The following is a 16,947-nucleotide window of genomic DNA, read 5'->3' as shown; positions in this document are numbered from 1 at the left end:
CCCTGCTCATTGTAAAAAGAGAATATCAAGCTACCATCACGCGCACCGAAATAGATATTACCAATATCTTGAATATCATCGAAAGTTATGGTTAATTTTGCGCCTGGTTGCTGTATATAGCTAGTAGTGTTTGGGTTGTTGTCATAAGCTTCTTTGAGTACGTTGTTGTAATAACTGCCCTCTAATTTCATACTATATGGCACTTGATCTAGCAGTCCTTGCCAATTCGTAAATACAAGTGTTTCTGTTGGGGTAGAAGCAGCCATTGTTCGCATTGATGATTTATTCGGTATTAAAAGACTTGTTAGCCCTTCAGGATCAGTTGAATATTCTACATTTCCTATTGGAACGGATGCTGCGTGTGCCCCGTTTACAAACAACAAACACAGTGTAATACTGAATAAACTAATAAAACACTTCATATCCCCCCTCCTTTAAGGACCTATAACATTTACTTTCCTCTCGTCTTTTTCTTTTGGTACAGTTTCGATTGGCGGCGGTGTGTACGTTGGCACGTTCGCGCTCTCGTCTAGTTCTGGTTGCTTTGCTGCGCCACCGGTTGTTGGCGCTGTTGCTGATCCGCCGTAAGATGGTTTTTCCGCTTGCCCACTGTCGGCATTACCCGCTGTCGGCTGCGGTTGCTTTAAACCTTCTAACTCTGGCATCGGTGCTTCTTTTGCCGTTCCGTCAAGTTGATTTAAAGGATTCGTAATATTAAAGCCCCCTGGATCATCTCTAAAATTAATTTCTTCTCCACTTTTTAGATCGTTTGCATCGAAACTAGCATCTCCTAAGCCCTCTGCTTCTTTTCCTTTAGGCGGTTCGAGCTGTTTCTTATCTACTTGTGGTTTTATTGGATCAGTTGGCGTTGCTACTGACTCTAACGGCTCTACTTCTGGCGTTGTTATATCACCAATCGCCATATTAACCGTATCAGTAATATAACCTAGATAATCTTGCCAACCAGGACACTCGAATATACAACATAAATAACCCATTTCCCCTAGTGCTTCACAAGAACAAGTATCGTCTGGCGGTGGACCATCTCCAGGTAATTCTGTGCCCATATCATCACACCACGGTCCAGGATTAACCAGACAATATATATCAGCATTCCCCTGCACTGGATCATGCGCTAAATCATTGCAATATTCGTACTGACCTTCCCAATCAACACCAAAAAAACAGGTTAAAACAGCGTCACATTCAGATGGAAACTCACCATTTTTAAAAAACTCTCGACATTGCATAACATTCCAATCTTCTCCTGGTTCACCAGGTGGAACAGTGCCACCTTCACCTGGATTTTCTGTCGTAGGTGAATCTGCTTCAAGCAAGGATTGTAAATCATTCGTGTCAGAACCAAACAAAGATAAACAGTCGTCACCTGCTTTACATGTCACATGTAAACTTTGTAGCTCACCACCTGGCTCTTCACATGTAAAAGAACCATTTGCACCATCTACTTGATACGTTCCTTCTGGACAAACGTACGGAACATTGTTCGGATCATCATCAGTAATTGTGCCGAATTTAATCTCACACCCTGAATCGTCTAAACCAACGACTTGATTCTGAGCGATGTCCAAATTAAACGCAGACTTTGCAGCATCTTGCACATTACCTGCATGCAAGTGACATGATGCCAGTGTATCTGTTATTTCATATTCATAATCTCTATCATCGTTATTAAAGACTTTTGTGTAGTATTTATTAGTGTCACAATCTTTATAAAAGAATACAGTTGTCATTTCAGATATGACCGTATGCACTGGGTACAACCCTCTATATTTAACAGATTCCTCTAATTCTGGTGTCCAATTAACGTTGCCACCTGAAATTTCAGGTCGTGTATTTCCGCATCCATCTATACTTGGCGGTGTACTTGTAGTTGGCGGAACATAGTTAGTGTTAGGTATTGAGCTTACTGTTTTCTTTTGAAGTTCTGAATCTTCTGCTGTTGCGTCTGGGTAGACGGGTTGTATCTTTTGCCCAGCACCACCCATATAATTGTTAGGTGTTTTAACATCTGAACATCCACTTGGATTTATGACATCTGTTCCTACATACACTTTTATATAGCCGATGAATTTTGTTGCGTATGCATCACTGTATAATCGTGTTATATAGTAACCAGGGCAGTTATAAGCGAACCCTGTAATCGTACTTTTAGCTTTGTGAACAACATATTTACTATCCGATACCGTTGAATAATATCCATCGGTGTACTTCGTGTGTTGTACCGACTTTACTGTCTTTTGAAAAGTAAATCGGACGCGATTACCGTCTTTGTATGGATCAGCAATATAACCATTGGTAGAATCTTCGTAAATGGTGGCGTACTCATTTGATGCCGCAGCGCTTGCGATAAGACTTGAAAAGTCAGCGCTTGTAAAAATCACTAATGCACCTAAGATCGATAAAAATATCTTTTTCATTTTTTGCCCCCCTAAATAAAACAGGCAGGCAGTTAAACGCTGCCTGCCTTTTGTTTTTTTGGCATTATTTGAATGCATTCATAATAAGATCGATAAGCTTTGGAGCTACTTTAAACGCCATCGCTAAAAGTACGAATAAACCTACAAGTCCTAATAGCGCTGCACCAGCCCCGATTAAATCAGATGCTGTAAATGGAATTGATACTCCTGTTAAATCTAAAGTCATAGCAAAATCCTCCTAATATTTATATTTTTGTTTGTATATTTCGCGATTGTCCTCTTTGTCCAGATCGCGTTGATACCCTTCATCTTTCTCTCGCCCAAGCGCCTTACGAACTGTAGTTATAATCATCGAGAAAACCCATCCTGCAATGATTAATGCGACACCAATCATCAGAAAAGGTGAAACATAACGTAATAGTCCGCCGAGCATTTCCCAAAATTCAGCGTAATTTTCGCTATTCAAAAAAGGAATGTCGTAAATAACGATCACCTACCGATTTTTGACCGCTACTACAACCGCTGTAACGATCATAATTAACAAAGCCCCTACCGCTAAAATTGCCACCGCGATCATTAGAAAAGGGGCGGAGAGTTTAGCAAAATACTCGAAATTTTGCCACATGAAAGAGAAATCCCATAAATTCCCGACATCTGTGATCATTATTTTCTCCCCCGTCTATTAAAATAATCAACAACGATAATAAGTATCGTTAGTAATGGCATAGCAGCGATCAATACTGTCATGAATGTGACATCAGAAAATACTAAAAGTAACCCAGCTTCGATGTGGTCGTGTACTGTTGTCTCATATAATGTCGTAACTGGCTCTTGTGTCATACATCATCACCACCAACGCTACGCATAATAAATACAAAAAGCATATAAGCGATCAAGCAGCCACCAAGTACACCGATATACGTACTTGTAATTTCTCCACCACTGTACGAATACAGCGCGACATCAAGAAACTTTGATACAGTTTGGGTTGCTTCTTGCGTATTGGCATTTACTTCATTCACATTACCGCCTCCCTATCAATCGCGTTAAAAGCGTTGTAATAAGTAAGAGAGAAAGCAATAACATGATGTAAATATCTCCGAGCGTAACAGAATGGACGATTTCGACTTTCGCGTATTCACTTTCGCCCAGATCAACATTGATAACAGATTTATTATTTGTGTACTCGTCTAATACTTCTTTGAGCTTTTCCACCGTAATAACTTCTGTCGTCTCCTGTGGAGCTGTTTGTTCTGTCGTTGTTTCTACAACTGTTGTCGTTTCTTCGTTCACATTCGCACCCCCTAAAAAAAGCAATAAAAAAGTCCTGTTCATCGACTATTAATCGAAAAACAGGACTTTTTACAAAGCTAAAAAGCATTTTTATACAACAACAAACAGCATAGCGAAAAAGCCTTTATTACGAACATTTGTTTTGAAAAAAATGTGTACGAAATAAAACTTTTAAACTATAATAGTGTTTGTTGCTGTGCTTTGTAAAAAGCTGCGTTTCGATGGGCATTCATCGATCCGTAACAGATAACTTGTTGGCGCAAGTTATTTGTACAGCAGCTTTTTTTTATTATCTTTTGGAATTGATTGTAGAATATTATCGAACTGTTGTAAACCATTATTTTTGTAAAAAATTTTATATAAAATAGTCTATTTGTCTAGTAGGTTTTATATATTTTGTCTCAAAAACAAGTAATCTTTACTATGGAGACAAGTACCTTTTTACTAGATTATTCGTAATAATCGGACTATACTTTATGTCGAAAATGGTGTTCTCATTTATATGAAATATCATATACAATTTTCCGCGATCGCGACTTTTTTATCTATCCCTTTTTAGTTTTTTTGAAGTTGTATTTTTAGACTACTTATGAATTTTGAAAAGGAGCAAACCGATGAACCGAAACGAGCTAAAAGAATTTTTAAAAGAAAAAAAAGAACAAATTTATAGGCATCCAGCGTATGAAAATTTTTTAGAAACGGATTTTTTTGTATTTGATCCTTCCTACAAAACGAAAAATCCAACGGCATTTATTTACACGTCTAGACAGATAGGGGCACAATTGCACGCAACGAAACTAGCTAAATCGTTTGCAGCATACAACAAAAACGACATACTGTGCAAAATGCAGGAAATAGCAAAAAAGATGCGTTATATTGTTATACCCGTGCGACTTTTACACTGGCGTAGAAGGCAACGGCTTGAAAAAATCTATCCCGTTTTCCAGGCGGCGGAATACAGCTATTTGATGCTGCCACAATCCGAACTAAACGAAAAAGAAAGACGCAGCTACATCGACTACATACGCGAGTTGGATTGGAATGTACACCTGCCGTAGCAGCGGCGCGCGCCCCCCGCCCGCCGCCGCCGAAAAAAAAGAAATAAACGCCCTAGATTCTCCTTCGAACGAAAATGATCTTGTGCTTAAACAACACCAGGAATCTTTTTCACTCAAAATATACATGGCAATCCCATAAATTTATTTAGAAAATATACTTGATTTCCCGGACCACCAAAGGCATGCTTGCGCAGCTGCATCTTTGCAAATGAAAAACAAATACACTTGTCCTTCTGGTAGTCCTGGCGTTTTTCCTTTGCAATAACTATCTAAAGCGTAGCGTAGCGAAGCGCAAAAGACCGACTTGTCGGGCTTTTTTAATAAGCGTAGCGCCTGGAATGCGAGCTTGCTCGTATTCCTTCCTTCTTTCCGAAGAAGCGAAGCGCATACGTATATATAAAATATGATTATTAGCTTATAAACATAGATTTAAGATAAGAGTGGGGGATGGGAAAATTGTGTACGCAAAATATACAATTCTGAATATTTGGCCGTAATTGTATACGTTTTGTAGACAATTCTGACAATTTATATACCCATCTTGGCAACGATTCTCGCCATTTCATCCTCTACGTTAATATCTTCGCTGTGGTTCACTTCATTTTCATTTTTATTAAACCATTTAGGCACTTGCTCTACATAATGCCCCTTTGCTTTTGCTTCTTTACGTTTCATTTCTAGGTCACTGTATGCGGCTTCTGGATTCAGAATGGCATTTAAACGGCGCTTAACTGTATAACTAAGCATTGCTACACGATTCTTTTTAATATCACTGTCTTTTTTGCTGATAACATCCAAGAATGCTTTCCAGGCGATCTTTTCAGCTTGCTCCTTAGATAGCTTAGAATCGCTTTCTACCGCTTTTTTGACGAACCCATATAAAATAGATGCATAAGTATTTAAGTCGCTCATATTCATCTTTTTAGCCGCTAAATGAGCTTTCATTTTTGCATATAGTGTTTTTTGTTTTTGTGCTTCTTCTTCTGCTGCCTTTGCTGCTGCTTCCGCTTCTGCTTCTTTACGTGCCTTTTCTTCTGCCCACTGGCGAGCTTTAGCAGCAAAATTCATTGCACCACTCGCATTAACTAAGTCTTGCATCATTAGTCGTTCGATTTCTTCCTCTTTCTCTTTTAGCTGGGCGATTTCATACGCTCGCATTTCGTCATAGCGATTAAAAACGATGACATTCGATGTATAACGAAAATCGCTTTGTTGCCCAGGGAACACGATGACGATCCCCATTGATTCTAATTTTTTCGTTAGATTCGTAATCGTTTTAGCGCATACTTTGTGACCGTAATTTTCGTGTACTTTTTTTATGATTTCTCTGTGTGTTAAATTTACAACGCCGAATTTTACAGCAAATTGGCGGAGTACAGTTAGAATGCATAACTGTACTTTAGAAAAGCGCTTTTTCTTCTCTGCTAATATCATTTCCATATTGTTATCAAAATCATCAGAATCAACAAATTTACTGTAATTTTTCAACCATGCCCATCCCGTTTTTTCTCGTTTAACATTAAAAATACGTTTCTTTTCATATGTAGGTCTTTGTAATGCTGCTCCCATTTTCCATAACTCCTTTCGGGAAAAATGAAAAAGCCCTCTCTCGTTTCAAACAAGAAAGGGCTTGTGATATATTTACTCTTTACAAATACGGTAAAGTTGATGTACCATATACGCATAAGAGCAATAAGTCAGCAAGTTCCTTTCGTGCTCGTAACACGAAACGGAATGTTGTTGTAAGACCGCCAAATCTTACAGCAACAGCTGGCGCTTTTTTTATTTTCCGAACAATATTTGATTTCATTATACAACAATCTACCAATATATCCATACTACTTTTTGAAATTACTATTTTTCTCAATCATTTAATGCGCTGCTGCATTATAGATTCGATTAGATTCGCCCCTGGATTCACTGATATTTTTTAATAGCATCCAACATAGCGATTTCAACGAATTGACTTACCTTCACTGACTTACCTTCTGCAAATTCCGCTACTAAATTAATAATCTCTTCTGAAATGTAATAAGTCTTATTCTTACGATCTCTTCCGCCAAGCTGCTTAATTGCTTCATAAATCGAATTGGATTCGATTAGATTCGAACTAGATTCGTTATTTGAATAGATTAGATTCTTAATAGATTCTAATTCATTTTGTGTTAGATCAAGGGCAGCTAATATAAACTCTGTTGCTTCTGCTGCTCTATCTATCTCAAATGGATTCGATGGGATTCGCCCCGCGAATTCATTCGGTAATTGTTCCTGGTCTGTTCTTCTTGTGTCTATCACTACGGGCTTTATCTCTTTTTGTACCTTCTCTTTTGGCTTCTTGACTGCCGTTTTTTCATGCTGCATACGTAACGATCTCGCTAACTGAACAGCTTCTCTTAACGTCATTTTATCGTTCGCGCTTTCTGTAGGCTCGATTATCTTTTTCCGACTGTCTAGCACTTCATATCCAGAAACCGTATAAATGTTTGATATAGAATTTTTTGAAAGTGTTTCTCCTAAATCGACTAGAATTTTACGAATGCTTTCGTTGGATAGTTGCTGCTGCTTCACAACCTCTACAAAGTCGCTAACCAACATATCCAATTCCAAATGCTCTTCCACGCCGTATCACGCCCCTTTTGAATTCATTCTAATCTATTCGAATTCAATTCGCTATATTGCTTCAAGTGAAATTCTTAATAAATACAACAGGTAAGAGAACCAAAGCCGAAACCGCATAGATTTTCAAATAAATTTTATAGTCCTTATTTTTCATTGCTCTTAAAAACATTTGAGCTGCACTAAAAAACAATAAAACGGCACTAATTGTATACAAAACGTCTAATACCATTTCAACCACTCCCCATCGAATATCTTAGTAGTTTTCTTCTATATATTTTTCTAGTGAAAGACCATCTTTCCTCAATGTAGCTCCTGTAACTTCAGCATACTCTTTACTCAATTTTTTGTATGTTTCAGAAGTTAGATGCAATTTTATGTCGGATCTTCTCTCCCCATCTATAGTAATCATTTTATCTTCGGTAGCATCATTGTTTATAACTGCATTTTCATAAATCGGCTCATGTACGGTGTACGTCTGAACGTCTGTTTCAACAATGTAATAAGGAGTTTCTAAAAATCCTGATTTATCAAATGGCTCAATATTTATAATTAATTCTTCATTGGTAGTAACTTCTTCTTTTTTTTCTTCACATGCAACCAATAACAGTACATTGATTAATAATAGTGAGAATAAAATTAAATTTTTCATTTCAATTTATCACTCCTTTTTTAGATAGCGGTACAAGGTAGCTTTTGAAATTCCTACAGTGTCACAAATTTCTTTAATGGAAAAATCCTTGCTATTGTACATTTTGATAGCTTGATCTATTTTTTTATTATTGATCCTCGGTTGACCACCAACCCGACCTCTCGCCCTGGCTGCGGATAATCCTGCCTGTGTTCGCTCTTGAATCATTTCCCTCTCAAATTGCGCGAGCGCTGCCATTATGTGAAAAAGCATTCTTCCTGTCGCTGTGCTAGTGTCTATATTCTCCTGGAGTGATATAAAATTAACTTCGTTTTTATCAAAGAACTCCATCAACTCTATTAAATGTTTCATGCTGCGCCCTATTCGGTCTAACTTCCAAACTACAATAGTGTCACCTGGTCTTAACATAGCCAACATGTTATCTAATTCGGGGCGTGAACGATCCTTTCCAGAAACCTTTTCTTCAAAAATTTTAATGCAACCTGCATTCGTGAGCGCGTCAAGCTGCAAGCGTAGTTCTTGATCTGTGCGAGATACACGCGCATACCCTATTAACATTTATTAAACCACTCCTTAAACAGTGCATTTGTATGCTGGTTCAAATGCATCGTACAAATGACAATGTTCACTTATCGAAATTTCATCTCCATTGGAAGCTATGATTATATCGTTTTCACGCTGTACATTAATAATTACAGCATCTTTCGGTAGCTTTAACCAATTCGCATCGTGTACCGCTACTATCAATGTGTTTTCCTCGTGATTATCGAAAAGAATAGTTGAATATTGCGCTTCATCAATTGCAATAACACTACCTTTTTCATAAAGATTAACGTCACTCGAATTTAAAAGCCGATAATTCGAATACAATTTCATATTTTGTTCTGTTGCAATCTCATTTGCCAAATAAGACATGTAAATTGTTTTCCCTTGTCCTACTGCTCCAGTAATTACAATTATCATTTATTCCATCCCCTTTAAAATAGTTTCAAAATACCCAATTTAAGTATATCATGATACTTTGCGGATAACACTAGTAAAGATACTAAAAAACAGCCCTTTTTTATTTAAAAAGGCTGCTCTTTTATTCGTCTCATTAACAATCGTTTTTAAGACTAATTTCTTTTGACGTTATGCTGAGTAAATTATTTAAAAAATAGTTGTTGTTTCATCAACGATCCGCTTCGTCCAACGGTCTACTTCATCATCCCAGTAATAACCGTCTTTTGATGCGGCAGCTTCATTTTCATAATAATCCGCTGGGAATGTATAATATTCAACACCTTCGATTCCAATAATTCCCATATCTTTAACAAAATCTAATCCTTCCCAATAACCCGATAAAATTTCAGCGTTTTTTAGTGTAATGTTATCAACTTTTGCTTCACCGCTAAATATACGCACAACTGTATTATTTGGAATCCCTGTATCCTTACTAACTCGATAAGCTGACAAGCCGCTATTAATTAACGCTTCGATATTTTTACGCATTTGTATTGTCCCCTTTTGGTAAGTATTTTTGTTCAAGCCATAAACGACCTTTATAATAAGCGTCCTCTGCTGTTAAAAACCCTGATTTATATTTACGTTCTCCAGCGACTGTAATCCAAGCTCGGTAACGTAGCTCTTTGGATTTACGTGTATAATATTTACTTACACCTCGAAATCCGGTACTGCTATCTTTACGCGGAACTTTGTCTTTAAAAAGTTGTTTAGCGACACCATCGACACGCTTTGCATCGTATTGATCGCGTAAGTTTGTCTGCTCGTTTCGTTTTTTATAGCAACCGCAAGATTGAGTGTCTCCAGTCTTTAAATAATTTCCGACCTTATCCACGACATTACCGCAATCGCACTGGCATACCCATACAACATTTTTACCTTTGTTGTAATCGGCACGTTTCAGCACTTTTAACATGCCGAAACGTTTATCTGTTAAGTCGACTAATCGCATTATGCAACTCCGTTGAAAAATACTTTACCATCGTTAGTTACTTTGTATTTGTAAGTAGTTCCGTCAACGATAACTTTAACTACATCAGTTGGCACTAAATATACTCGGTACATTTCGCCAGTTTTTTTAGCAAGCGGCTTTTCCATAGGGTTAACAACAATATCTAAGCAATTTAAAACTTTAGCATCTACATCAGCTGGTACTGCGATGTAAGCCTGTGAGTTACCATATTTTAATACAGTCACTAATTCGTTAGCATTTACTGCGCCAGCTTCATTTTTAACGATAACCCAAGCCATTTTTAAAGATTGTGCGAAGTAAGATTTTACAGAACCACCGAATTTTGCAGCACCTTTTTTAGCGATTTCCCAAGCTTTTTTCATTACGTTCATTTTTTATACTCCCCTTTTATAACCGTTATCGGTTTGTTACTTTAATTATAACCGATAACGGTTATATGTAAACATTAAGTTTATGCTTTTCAGGGGTTTTTTATAGTAATTTTCCATGTAAATAAACGAAGTTGAAAGGGATGTTTTACTAAACAAAATGTTTCATTCACGATCATTGACGAAATGCTTAGTAAGTACGTCCGCCTGCTCTTTGAATCTTTCTGTACTTTTCTAGCATTTCATATGCTATCTCGACATCTTCTTGGTAACGTGTACCCTCTGCAAGTACCCAAAGCATATGGTGCATGGCATTTTCTAAATCAGATTTACTCCTAGATGAATGAGCTATTGCAGCTGCTTCAATCATTTTTTCTCTCTTGGTTTTTCTGGGCATTACTGTACTCCTTTCCTACACAAAATGTTTCTTTAATCGGGTAAATGCTTTTCGCAATAAGTTTTTACAATATATTTTCCATCTTCCCAATTATCTGGTGTAACAGAATATAAATTTTCAGTAGCTCCACAAACGCAACATTTTTTTGATTCCATAAAATCACTCCTCAATTAATGAAATTTAAAACGATCCCTAACAATACATAGACCAGATGCGCGCACCAAATAAAATTTAAAAGTCCGATGTATGCAGCATATAGCTTTTTATGATCCTCTTTCGCTTTATAATCTAGCGTTAAATAGTAGAGACAAACAGCAGCAGCCAAAAGCCCTGCTGTTTGTAAGAAAACATTATCAAACCAATTCACACAATTAATACTTAGTAGCGTTATTGATCCAGCCACTAAAATATGCCCTAGTTGCATTTATACCACCTCAAATTGCCGCCATTTCTTCAATTTCGTAAACTCTTAAAATCTGTAGAAGTAACAAGATATACTCGAAATTCGCGTCATACATACGGTTAAAAATACCTGCTGTTGCTTTATTAAAATGCACGATCATTTCAATATCGTTAAAAAACACAGTTGCTATTTTTTCGTCAATGTTGACGTGTATTTCTACATATTCATTGACAAATAACGTCATAATAAAATTATACTGATTTTCGTGTACAGCAATAAGCTGCACCTTATATTGTCCTTCTCTAATAACATTTATCGGTTCCATATTAACGCCCCTTTTCTTTTTGGCGCTGTGATATGCTATAATAAATCTGCTACGATTTTACAGCGCTCACAGCATACGTTGTGAGTCTTTTTTTATTCTTCCATTTCCTTTTCTAATTGCTCCGAAACAACTTCTCTTTTTATTTCTCGCACCTTTTCTGCACCTAATTTTTCAGTTGCCAAACGGAATATAGCTTCTTGTACAAGTTTCGTTTCATCTGGAAATAACTTTTTCTCTTTCATCACTTCTAGTAGCTTTCCCGTGACACCATCAAAACGGTAATTTTTTCTTGATGTCTTATTCAGTGCCAAACATTTCACCCCCCTTTGTTGCTAATTGATGGCTTTTCTTGTCCATGACCATCACAGCTATTGATAGCCGAGTTATTCTTAACTATTCTTATCATACACTGTACGTACAAATTTGTACATACAAACTTTTTGAAAAAACAAAAAAATAAAAAGCGCGTTCAGACGATTTGAAAAACATTACGATGTACACACATGCATTTCAAACCTTCTGACGCGCTTTTCTAAACTCATAGACCAATCACGAATAGCACAATTGATGCTAATAAGCCCCCAGCAACTAAATTTAGCAGCGTAGTCATTAAAAAAGCTTTTAAAGCTTCTTTTGCTCGATGCTTAACTTCTTTTTTTACACGCCATTCTATTTTATTTTTTTCTTTACGCACTTTTTTACGGATCGCTCTAACTATCATTTTTCATCAATTCCTTGCAACGTATTTGTACGGCGGTAAGCAACTCTAATTGTTCTTTATCTGCTGCCGTCAATTGCTTCTGTAGCTGCTTATTCAATTCTATTTGTTGCTGATAAGCGCGTATAAATTCCTGCAACATTTCAACATCTCGAATATTTAAATTTAGTTGACCAAACTCTTGTCCAATCTCTAAAAAATCTCGTACAGAAGTGACCAGGTAATCGAATGAGGATAGCCATTCCTTTTTTTGCATTGAATAACGCTTTTTAAGCATGTTACGGATGGATTTCCGCATAATACTCATGTGTAAGCTCATTGCTGCTGCTTCTTGCTTTTGTATAGCTAGTATCATTTGCATACCCCCTTTAAATTCTCGCAATACTCAACGAATTTGTTACGCTCTAAATCTGTCAATTCATCATTACGAACAGCATAAAAGCTCTCATGGATGCGAACGCGTCTTGTTTCACCTAACCTATTGCGCTTACGCCAAGACAAACAAGTAGCAGGCACTAATACATACCCGAATGCTTCTGCCGCTTCCTCAGCTGCTGCTACGCTCGATAATTTATAATGCTGCTGCATAGCTTTTGCAAAAATGTTAAACGTGCTAAATGACGAGAACTTCGTCATTGTTTGTAAGCTGATCTGCATTGTCTGTAAATCGATTGACGATCGGATCAAGTTTGTTTGCATCTACATTCCCTCTTCTATGCTTCATTTGGTGTATATCAAAAACCGTATCCCAAAATTCTTCGATTTCTTTTTTATTCTGCGGTAACGGGAAGCCACGCACCATCGAATATGTGTCGTATAAATTCAACTTAAATAGCCTTTTAGCCGTGGACATTGGCATAAAAACACGTCTTAAAAAACGCTTTGTTTGATAGTCGAATATCAACGCTTCAAATCCTTTATTGCCGACTTTACGACAATGGAACAATACTTCTACAATTTGCCGTATACGGCTATCTACATTCGCTATAGAAGGGCTTGCGTACATTTGTATACTTTGCATTTTACGTGTATAAAACATTACTTCCGTTGCGATCTGTGCAGCGGTACTGCTCCAATTCCGATTGTTAAACGCCATTTGTGCTTCATCCCACATCACAATGGATTCCCAAGCGTTAGCCACTTCGTACCAGGCTTCGAAATCATCCATTGGATGGCTGCCACGCGCACCATAATTACTAAACAGTTGCACGTTGCCCCCCATCCTATTCGTTTGATCTCTCCACAGATTAGCCAATGCAGTCATAAAGAATGTTTTACCTGAACCCAAGCCGCCCTCGAAAAAGATATGATGTGCCATTATTTGCGCACCTCTTGAACGGCTTTTCCATTAGGCAGCACAACAATAGGCTTTGGTGGCTTTGGAATCAATTCGTTGATTAAGTTTAAATAGAAATTCGGTTCGGCTGCTGCTGGCTTAAAGTCTTTAATTAACTTATCAATATACTGTTGATACGGCTGTCTATCGCCATGTAGATATTCATTATTTTGCATATCCATAAGCAGCATAATTGCCCTCATTTGCGGCTGCTGTAAATTTTGTGACTTCCCTGTCATTTCCTCGACAACTTGCTTTACATCGGAAATATGGGCAACGTGCGGAAACAGATTATCTCCTACAATGTCCTGGACTGACTTTGGCTGTTTCTTCTGCTGTACATCTTCCATAAACGTTGTGTTTTGATCGTACATGCTGCGTACCCCCTTTTTAGATAAAGATTGCTATAATACATGCAATAAACATTGCCCAAAACTTCATATCCGTATTGGGATTCAGCTTTTTCTCTGGTTTAAATTGCGTCATATGCTTTAATACGGTTGATATTTCTACCTGTGCTAGTCGTTTCGCATTTTCGATATACGCCAATTCTTTGACATTGGCAACGTAAATACGACCGTAAGCCCCCGTGAATACTTCACAGTCGGAGAGCGCTATTTTTACAGCTCCCTCTTTCGTCACACTCTCACCGTCAACTGTGACATTTTCAAAAATGTCACACATGCGGCGCTCGTTATCTAATATAATTAGCTGCTCATCTGTTACAAATAGCTCTTCATCTTTCCCTCTACTAAATAACCCCATCACTTTTAAACCCCTTTACGCTTCATTTTAGACGTTTTACGTTCCGCCTTAGTTTTGTACCAACCCCATAGCTTGTAGCCCATAAAAGCCGCTACGAGCAATCCACAACCTGCCGAAAACGCTAATGCAAATATATAAATCATTGCTTGCCCCATGATATTTCCATCCACTCGATCCTCACCACCATTGAACGCCTTCTTTTACTGCATAATACATACGCATAATTGCTATCACTAAAAAGAGTGATATGAACAGCACCATCGATATTAATAAAGAGGTGAGTACCAGCTGCCATTCAGATGGTAGATCACCAAAAATAGAAAGATATGAACTAACATTTAAACCCTGTGCAATTACCTTCCCTGTGCTGCCTAATTTTTCGATAGCAAGATCCAGGAAAGAGATCGGAACACTAAACACCTTATCTATAAAGCTTTTAATTGTTTCGTATAAATTCATGTTATCCCCCCTTGATTGTTGGGATCAGTTTAATAACTCCTAGCCCTGTAGCAATCCATATAATAAACAAAAGAATGTATGCTACTATGTCTAATTGGAAGTAATGCAGCACACTTGCCACCTTGCCCATCACTTCACTGTACCCATGACCACTAGACGGTATTTCCGTAAAAAACATACTCTGCATGGTCTTTGTAATACCAACTACAAACTGCCATAGCATCTTTCCTAGTGCGAGCAGCACCTGAAACAATTTCACGCATAATACACCGATCATATAAATCAAATAGAGCAATCCTCGTATGAGGTCATAGATAACGCTAAAAAAAGCCTGGAGTACGTCAAATAGCATTTGAAATAGAGATGCTAGTAAATCAGCGATAAATTGAGCAAGCGTTTTTAACCACCGCATAAGCGTGTTAACGGCATCTTTTAAAAATACCCCTAACGCTTTAAACATGGCATATAGAAAATTGACGATTTTCTCAAGTATGTTACCGATCATTAATAGCCTCGTCTCCTTCTCACATGCATAATGGCATCTTTCACAAAGTCCACTAATTTATCCGCTGTTGCAAATACCATTAGTACAAATAAAAGAGGTGATAATGTAGCAAATACGTGTGTAAATGCTGCTTGTATTGTACTTTGTAACATCACTATCACCTCGCTTTATTTGAAGCTGTTTTTTATTAGAGATATTAGCTTAGGAGCAACTCTGAAGCTCATTGCAAGCAACAATATTAGACCGATTAAACATATCAAAGCAGCTGCAACTGTCAGTGCCGATTTTGCATCTAGTCCTAAATCACCCAAATTGACACCGCCCCAGGTAATATTTGAGCTTCCTGGATTCGATGGAACGCCAATCTCGTTCCCGTTTTCATCAATGATCACTAGCTGCACATCGAAATTACCGAACTTATCGAACTTCATATCATTTGCAGGAATAACGACTTTTAAATCAGCAGCGTTTACTGTCTTGTAATCAATTCCCCCAATGAGTACTTTTAACTTGCCTGTTTTGGGGCTTGTCCACTTCACAACATAGCTATCAGGTGGAGAATTGGGATCGTTGGGATCGCTAGGCTGCGGCGTGATGTTGCCGCCCGATATTTGCGGCTTTTGCGTCTTCACATCGATTGTGACACCATTACTTTCCGTGCTCGCGATCATGCTCGTGAGCTTGTACGTGTACGCGGTATCGCTCGCAACCGTCAAATCCTCAAAAGTTGTGCCGTTCGTTGTGAAAATCTGTCTATATCCATCCTCACTAGAAAATAAAGAAAGAAAACGTCCAACAAGGTTTTCCTTTTCTTTTCTGTAAATAATCACTTTCTCAAATCCACTTGCCATCGAGTTATTCCATGTGAGCTTTACACGATCAGCTTCTGTGCTCGCTGATAGTTTCGTAACTTCATCGCTTACAACTGTTATCTCAACTTCTGCTACTTCACCAATATTATTATTGACATCATAAGTTACGATGCGATAAACATATTTTCTATTTAAAATAACGCCACTATCAAGGAAGGTAGTACCTTCATAGTTATCTTTTATTGTCATACCATCTCTAGTAATCTTTACGTGACTAAAATCTTTTTCTGGTGGTAGATCGTATTTTAGTAAAACACCGCCATCATTTTGTACAGCTGAAAAATTCCCAACTCTCTTCGGTCCTATGATGTCTCTCGGTGTAGTTAAATCGAAAAATGCATCTATTTTCGTATTCTTTGCACCGTAAACAGTGGTGATGGTTATTTTCTGATTTTGGTCATGCTTTAAATCAGTCAACGTATAATTGTTGGTAATACCTATACTTTCACCATTTACTTGTATATCAGATAAGTAAGTATGGTATGGATTCTTCCAATTAAGAACAGCATCTACACTGTCTGATCTGTTCGTAAAATCTACTGAAATATTCTCTACTGGATTGAATATTTCCAGATTATCGAAATCAAGTTCAGATATTCTAATGTTACCTATACTTGTTATAACAACTTTTTTAACATCGTACGTCTGAACACTTACTGCGAAATTCACCATATTTCCGTAGTTCAAATGCTTAACTTCGTTTATTAAATTTCCCTGCTCATTGTAAAAAGAGAATATCAAGCTACCATCACGCGCACCGAAATAGA

Annotated in this window: 35 protein-coding genes; 1 reads left to right on the top strand and 34 read right to left on the bottom strand. The window is 37.6% G+C overall.

Annotated features, from left to right (window positions below):
- From V4T18_RS17595 to V4T18_RS17560, 8 genes are all read right to left on the bottom strand, one after another.
- Nucleotides 1-422, bottom strand: a 422-nt coding sequence (locus V4T18_RS17595; RefSeq protein ID WP_332651658.1) for a hypothetical protein, incomplete at its 3' end; no start/stop codon positions are given.
- 12 nt (nt 423-434) lie between these two features.
- The gene (locus V4T18_RS17590; protein ID WP_332651656.1) at nt 435-2,438 is read right to left on the bottom strand and encodes a hypothetical protein; all 2,004 of its coding nucleotides are present in this window, start codon (nt 2,436-2,438) and stop codon (nt 435-437) included.
- A 64-nt stretch (nt 2,439-2,502) separates the two neighbouring features.
- Entirely contained in the window at nt 2,503-2,664 is a 162-nt protein-coding gene (locus V4T18_RS17585) for a hypothetical protein (RefSeq protein WP_332651654.1), read from the bottom strand.
- Nucleotides 2,665-2,676: 12 nt separating this feature from the next.
- Complete coding sequence (locus V4T18_RS17580; RefSeq protein WP_332651652.1) at nt 2,677-2,904, bottom strand: hypothetical protein; 228 nt, start codon at nt 2,902-2,904, stop codon at nt 2,677-2,679.
- 27 nt (nt 2,905-2,931) lie between these two features.
- Complete coding sequence (locus V4T18_RS17575) at nt 2,932-3,102, bottom strand: PTS ascorbate transporter subunit IIC (protein ID WP_332651650.1); 171 nt, start codon at nt 3,100-3,102, stop codon at nt 2,932-2,934.
- On the bottom strand, nt 3,102-3,278 hold the full coding sequence (locus V4T18_RS17570; RefSeq protein ID WP_332651649.1) for a hypothetical protein: 177 nt from the start codon (nt 3,276-3,278) through the stop codon (nt 3,102-3,104). The genes V4T18_RS17575 and V4T18_RS17570 overlap by 1 nt, the downstream gene beginning before the upstream one ends.
- Nucleotides 3,275-3,460, bottom strand: a complete 186-nt coding sequence (locus tag V4T18_RS17565) for a hypothetical protein (RefSeq protein ID WP_332651647.1) — start codon at nt 3,458-3,460, stop codon at nt 3,275-3,277. Before V4T18_RS17565 ends, V4T18_RS17570 begins: the two co-directional genes overlap by 4 nt.
- A gap of 1 nt (nt 3,461) precedes the next feature.
- Nucleotides 3,462-3,731 carry a hypothetical protein gene (locus tag V4T18_RS17560; protein WP_332651646.1) on the bottom strand — a complete coding sequence of 90 codons (270 nt, stop codon included), beginning with the start codon at nt 3,729-3,731 and terminating at the stop codon, nt 3,462-3,464.
- 614 nt (nt 3,732-4,345) lie between these two features.
- On the opposite strand from V4T18_RS17560, the gene V4T18_RS17555 reads away from it, so the two are divergent.
- Complete coding sequence (locus V4T18_RS17555; RefSeq protein WP_332651644.1) at nt 4,346-4,789, top strand: hypothetical protein; 444 nt, start codon at nt 4,346-4,348, stop codon at nt 4,787-4,789.
- A 528-nt stretch (nt 4,790-5,317) separates the two neighbouring features.
- On the opposite strand, the gene V4T18_RS17550 is transcribed toward V4T18_RS17555, so the two are convergent.
- The 26 genes from V4T18_RS17550 to V4T18_RS17425 all read right to left on the bottom strand — a co-directional run.
- Entirely contained in the window at nt 5,318-6,358 is a 1,041-nt protein-coding gene (locus V4T18_RS17550) for a hypothetical protein (protein WP_332651642.1), read from the bottom strand.
- 79 nt (nt 6,359-6,437) lie between these two features.
- Complete coding sequence (locus tag V4T18_RS17545) at nt 6,438-6,599, bottom strand: hypothetical protein (RefSeq protein WP_332651640.1); 162 nt, start codon at nt 6,597-6,599, stop codon at nt 6,438-6,440.
- Between the two features lie 107 nt (nt 6,600-6,706).
- Nucleotides 6,707-7,408, bottom strand: a complete 702-nt coding sequence (locus tag V4T18_RS17540; protein WP_332651638.1) for a hypothetical protein — start codon at nt 7,406-7,408, stop codon at nt 6,707-6,709.
- Nucleotides 7,409-7,469: 61 nt separating this feature from the next.
- On the bottom strand, nt 7,470-7,637 hold the full coding sequence (locus V4T18_RS17535) for a hypothetical protein (RefSeq protein WP_332651636.1): 168 nt from the start codon (nt 7,635-7,637) through the stop codon (nt 7,470-7,472).
- A 24-nt stretch (nt 7,638-7,661) separates the two neighbouring features.
- On the bottom strand, nt 7,662-8,057 hold the full coding sequence (locus V4T18_RS17530) for a hypothetical protein (RefSeq protein ID WP_332651634.1): 396 nt from the start codon (nt 8,055-8,057) through the stop codon (nt 7,662-7,664).
- A 9-nt stretch (nt 8,058-8,066) separates the two neighbouring features.
- A complete protein-coding gene (locus V4T18_RS17525; protein ID WP_332651632.1) occupies nt 8,067-8,615 on the bottom strand; it encodes a recombinase family protein in 549 nt (182 codons plus the stop codon).
- 15 nt (nt 8,616-8,630) lie between these two features.
- A complete protein-coding gene (locus V4T18_RS17520) occupies nt 8,631-9,020 on the bottom strand; it encodes a hypothetical protein (RefSeq protein ID WP_332651631.1) in 390 nt (129 codons plus the stop codon).
- Between the two features lie 186 nt (nt 9,021-9,206).
- The gene (locus V4T18_RS17515; protein WP_332651629.1) at nt 9,207-9,548 is read right to left on the bottom strand and encodes a hypothetical protein; all 342 of its coding nucleotides are present in this window, start codon (nt 9,546-9,548) and stop codon (nt 9,207-9,209) included.
- Complete coding sequence (locus V4T18_RS17510) at nt 9,541-10,011, bottom strand: hypothetical protein (protein ID WP_332651627.1); 471 nt, start codon at nt 10,009-10,011, stop codon at nt 9,541-9,543. The genes V4T18_RS17515 and V4T18_RS17510 overlap by 8 nt, the downstream gene beginning before the upstream one ends.
- The gene (locus tag V4T18_RS17505) at nt 10,011-10,394 is read right to left on the bottom strand and encodes a hypothetical protein (RefSeq protein ID WP_332651625.1); all 384 of its coding nucleotides are present in this window, start codon (nt 10,392-10,394) and stop codon (nt 10,011-10,013) included. Before V4T18_RS17505 ends, V4T18_RS17510 begins: the two co-directional genes overlap by 1 nt.
- Nucleotides 10,395-10,590: 196 nt before the next feature.
- Entirely contained in the window at nt 10,591-10,797 is a 207-nt protein-coding gene (locus V4T18_RS17500) for a hypothetical protein (RefSeq protein ID WP_332651623.1), read from the bottom strand.
- Between the two features lie 32 nt (nt 10,798-10,829).
- Entirely contained in the window at nt 10,830-10,952 is a 123-nt protein-coding gene (locus V4T18_RS17495) for a hypothetical protein (RefSeq protein WP_332651621.1), read from the bottom strand.
- An 11-nt stretch (nt 10,953-10,963) separates the two neighbouring features.
- Nucleotides 10,964-11,221 carry a hypothetical protein gene (locus tag V4T18_RS17490; protein ID WP_332651620.1) on the bottom strand — a complete coding sequence of 86 codons (258 nt, stop codon included), beginning with the start codon at nt 11,219-11,221 and terminating at the stop codon, nt 10,964-10,966.
- A 10-nt stretch (nt 11,222-11,231) separates the two neighbouring features.
- The gene (locus tag V4T18_RS17485; protein ID WP_332651618.1) at nt 11,232-11,525 is read right to left on the bottom strand and encodes a hypothetical protein; all 294 of its coding nucleotides are present in this window, start codon (nt 11,523-11,525) and stop codon (nt 11,232-11,234) included.
- Between the two features lie 92 nt (nt 11,526-11,617).
- The gene (locus tag V4T18_RS17480; protein WP_332651616.1) at nt 11,618-11,836 is read right to left on the bottom strand and encodes a hypothetical protein; all 219 of its coding nucleotides are present in this window, start codon (nt 11,834-11,836) and stop codon (nt 11,618-11,620) included.
- 227 nt (nt 11,837-12,063) lie between these two features.
- Nucleotides 12,064-12,246 (bottom strand): hypothetical protein, encoded by a 183-nt coding sequence (locus V4T18_RS17475; RefSeq protein WP_332651614.1) that lies wholly within the window; start codon nt 12,244-12,246, stop codon nt 12,064-12,066.
- A complete protein-coding gene (locus V4T18_RS17470) occupies nt 12,236-12,598 on the bottom strand; it encodes a hypothetical protein (RefSeq protein WP_332651612.1) in 363 nt (120 codons plus the stop codon). The genes V4T18_RS17475 and V4T18_RS17470 overlap by 11 nt, the downstream gene beginning before the upstream one ends.
- On the bottom strand, nt 12,595-12,879 hold the full coding sequence (locus V4T18_RS17465; RefSeq protein WP_332651611.1) for a hypothetical protein: 285 nt from the start codon (nt 12,877-12,879) through the stop codon (nt 12,595-12,597). The genes V4T18_RS17470 and V4T18_RS17465 overlap by 4 nt, the downstream gene beginning before the upstream one ends.
- Nucleotides 12,857-13,561, bottom strand: a complete 705-nt coding sequence (locus V4T18_RS17460) for a zonular occludens toxin domain-containing protein (RefSeq protein ID WP_332651610.1) — start codon at nt 13,559-13,561, stop codon at nt 12,857-12,859. Before V4T18_RS17460 ends, V4T18_RS17465 begins: the two co-directional genes overlap by 23 nt.
- Complete coding sequence (locus V4T18_RS17455) at nt 13,561-13,953, bottom strand: hypothetical protein (protein ID WP_332651609.1); 393 nt, start codon at nt 13,951-13,953, stop codon at nt 13,561-13,563. The genes V4T18_RS17460 and V4T18_RS17455 overlap by 1 nt, the downstream gene beginning before the upstream one ends.
- 16 nt (nt 13,954-13,969) lie before the next feature.
- Nucleotides 13,970-14,344, bottom strand: coding sequence for a hypothetical protein (locus tag V4T18_RS17450; RefSeq protein ID WP_332651608.1), 375 nt, complete (start codon nt 14,342-14,344; stop codon nt 13,970-13,972).
- A gap of 5 nt (nt 14,345-14,349) precedes the next feature.
- The gene (locus V4T18_RS17445; RefSeq protein ID WP_332651607.1) at nt 14,350-14,499 is read right to left on the bottom strand and encodes a hypothetical protein; all 150 of its coding nucleotides are present in this window, start codon (nt 14,497-14,499) and stop codon (nt 14,350-14,352) included.
- Between the two features lie 22 nt (nt 14,500-14,521).
- On the bottom strand, nt 14,522-14,803 hold the full coding sequence (locus tag V4T18_RS17440) for a hypothetical protein (RefSeq protein WP_332651606.1): 282 nt from the start codon (nt 14,801-14,803) through the stop codon (nt 14,522-14,524).
- 1 nt (nt 14,804) lies between these two features.
- A complete protein-coding gene (locus V4T18_RS17435) occupies nt 14,805-15,308 on the bottom strand; it encodes a hypothetical protein (RefSeq protein ID WP_332651604.1) in 504 nt (167 codons plus the stop codon).
- Nucleotides 15,308-15,460: a hypothetical protein gene (locus V4T18_RS17430; protein WP_332651602.1), complete on the bottom strand. Its 153-nt coding sequence runs from the start codon at nt 15,458-15,460 to the stop codon at nt 15,308-15,310. Before V4T18_RS17430 ends, V4T18_RS17435 begins: the two co-directional genes overlap by 1 nt.
- Nucleotides 15,461-15,475: 15 nt before the next feature.
- Nucleotides 15,476-16,947: hypothetical protein (locus V4T18_RS17425; RefSeq protein ID WP_332651601.1), on the bottom strand; the 1,472-nt coding region annotated here is incomplete at its 5' end.

This window comes from Lysinibacillus sp. 54212 (genome assembly GCF_036662795.1).
Classification (GTDB): domain Bacteria; phylum Bacillota; class Bacilli; order Bacillales_A; family Planococcaceae; genus Lysinibacillus_B.
This window is presented reverse-complemented; position numbering and strand designations above follow the sequence as displayed.

What these genes read in the sequence shown, in the direction of transcription:
- V4T18_RS17475 (WP_332651614.1), bottom strand. Translation starts at nt 12,246, where the DNA reads ATGATAGTTAGAGCGATCCGTAAAAAAGTGCGTAAAGAAAAAAATAAA.
- V4T18_RS17520 (WP_332651631.1), bottom strand. Translation starts at nt 9,020, where the DNA reads ATGATAATTGTAATTACTGGAGCAGTAGGACAAGGGAAAACAATTTAC.
- V4T18_RS17435 (WP_332651604.1), bottom strand. Translation starts at nt 15,308, where the DNA reads ATGATCGGTAACATACTTGAGAAAATCGTCAATTTTCTATATGCCATG.
- V4T18_RS17430 (WP_332651602.1), bottom strand. Translation starts at nt 15,460, where the DNA reads ATGTTACAAAGTACAATACAAGCAGCATTTACACACGTATTTGCTACA.
- V4T18_RS17590 (WP_332651656.1), bottom strand. Translation starts at nt 2,438, where the DNA reads ATGAAAAAGATATTTTTATCGATCTTAGGTGCATTAGTGATTTTTACA.
- V4T18_RS17470 (WP_332651612.1), bottom strand. Translation starts at nt 12,598, where the DNA reads ATGATACTAGCTATACAAAAGCAAGAAGCAGCAGCAATGAGCTTACAC.
- V4T18_RS17500 (WP_332651623.1), bottom strand. Translation starts at nt 10,797, where the DNA reads ATGCCCAGAAAAACCAAGAGAGAAAAAATGATTGAAGCAGCTGCAATA.
- V4T18_RS17440 (WP_332651606.1), bottom strand. Translation starts at nt 14,803, where the DNA reads ATGAATTTATACGAAACAATTAAAAGCTTTATAGATAAGGTGTTTAGT.
- V4T18_RS17465 (WP_332651611.1), bottom strand. Translation starts at nt 12,879, where the DNA reads ATGACGAAGTTCTCGTCATTTAGCACGTTTAACATTTTTGCAAAAGCT.
- V4T18_RS17485 (WP_332651618.1), bottom strand. Translation starts at nt 11,525, where the DNA reads ATGGAACCGATAAATGTTATTAGAGAAGGACAATATAAGGTGCAGCTT.
- V4T18_RS17505 (WP_332651625.1), bottom strand. Translation starts at nt 10,394, where the DNA reads ATGAAAAAAGCTTGGGAAATCGCTAAAAAAGGTGCTGCAAAATTCGGT.
- V4T18_RS17510 (WP_332651627.1), bottom strand. Translation starts at nt 10,011, where the DNA reads ATGCGATTAGTCGACTTAACAGATAAACGTTTCGGCATGTTAAAAGTG.
- V4T18_RS17530 (WP_332651634.1), bottom strand. Translation starts at nt 8,057, where the DNA reads ATGAAAAATTTAATTTTATTCTCACTATTATTAATCAATGTACTGTTA.
- V4T18_RS17550 (WP_332651642.1), bottom strand. Translation starts at nt 6,358, where the DNA reads ATGGGAGCAGCATTACAAAGACCTACATATGAAAAGAAACGTATTTTT.
- V4T18_RS17460 (WP_332651610.1), bottom strand. Translation starts at nt 13,561, where the DNA reads ATGGCACATCATATCTTTTTCGAGGGCGGCTTGGGTTCAGGTAAAACA.
- V4T18_RS17525 (WP_332651632.1), bottom strand. Translation starts at nt 8,615, where the DNA reads ATGTTAATAGGGTATGCGCGTGTATCTCGCACAGATCAAGAACTACGC.
- V4T18_RS17495 (WP_332651621.1), bottom strand. Translation starts at nt 10,952, where the DNA reads ATGGAATCAAAAAAATGTTGCGTTTGTGGAGCTACTGAAAATTTATAT.
- V4T18_RS17545 (WP_332651640.1), bottom strand. Translation starts at nt 6,599, where the DNA reads ATGAAATCAAATATTGTTCGGAAAATAAAAAAAGCGCCAGCTGTTGCT.
- V4T18_RS17490 (WP_332651620.1), bottom strand. Translation starts at nt 11,221, where the DNA reads ATGCAACTAGGGCATATTTTAGTGGCTGGATCAATAACGCTACTAAGT.
- V4T18_RS17535 (WP_332651636.1), bottom strand. Translation starts at nt 7,637, where the DNA reads ATGGTATTAGACGTTTTGTATACAATTAGTGCCGTTTTATTGTTTTTT.
- V4T18_RS17555 (WP_332651644.1), top strand. Translation starts at nt 4,346, where the DNA reads ATGAACCGAAACGAGCTAAAAGAATTTTTAAAAGAAAAAAAAGAACAA.
- V4T18_RS17450 (WP_332651608.1), bottom strand. Translation starts at nt 14,344, where the DNA reads ATGGGGTTATTTAGTAGAGGGAAAGATGAAGAGCTATTTGTAACAGAT.
- V4T18_RS17575 (WP_332651650.1), bottom strand. Translation starts at nt 3,102, where the DNA reads ATGATCACAGATGTCGGGAATTTATGGGATTTCTCTTTCATGTGGCAA.
- V4T18_RS17585 (WP_332651654.1), bottom strand. Translation starts at nt 2,664, where the DNA reads ATGACTTTAGATTTAACAGGAGTATCAATTCCATTTACAGCATCTGAT.
- V4T18_RS17515 (WP_332651629.1), bottom strand. Translation starts at nt 9,548, where the DNA reads ATGCGTAAAAATATCGAAGCGTTAATTAATAGCGGCTTGTCAGCTTAT.
- V4T18_RS17455 (WP_332651609.1), bottom strand. Translation starts at nt 13,953, where the DNA reads ATGTACGATCAAAACACAACGTTTATGGAAGATGTACAGCAGAAGAAA.
- V4T18_RS17445 (WP_332651607.1), bottom strand. Translation starts at nt 14,499, where the DNA reads ATGGGGCAAGCAATGATTTATATATTTGCATTAGCGTTTTCGGCAGGT.
- V4T18_RS17570 (WP_332651649.1), bottom strand. Translation starts at nt 3,278, where the DNA reads ATGACACAAGAGCCAGTTACGACATTATATGAGACAACAGTACACGAC.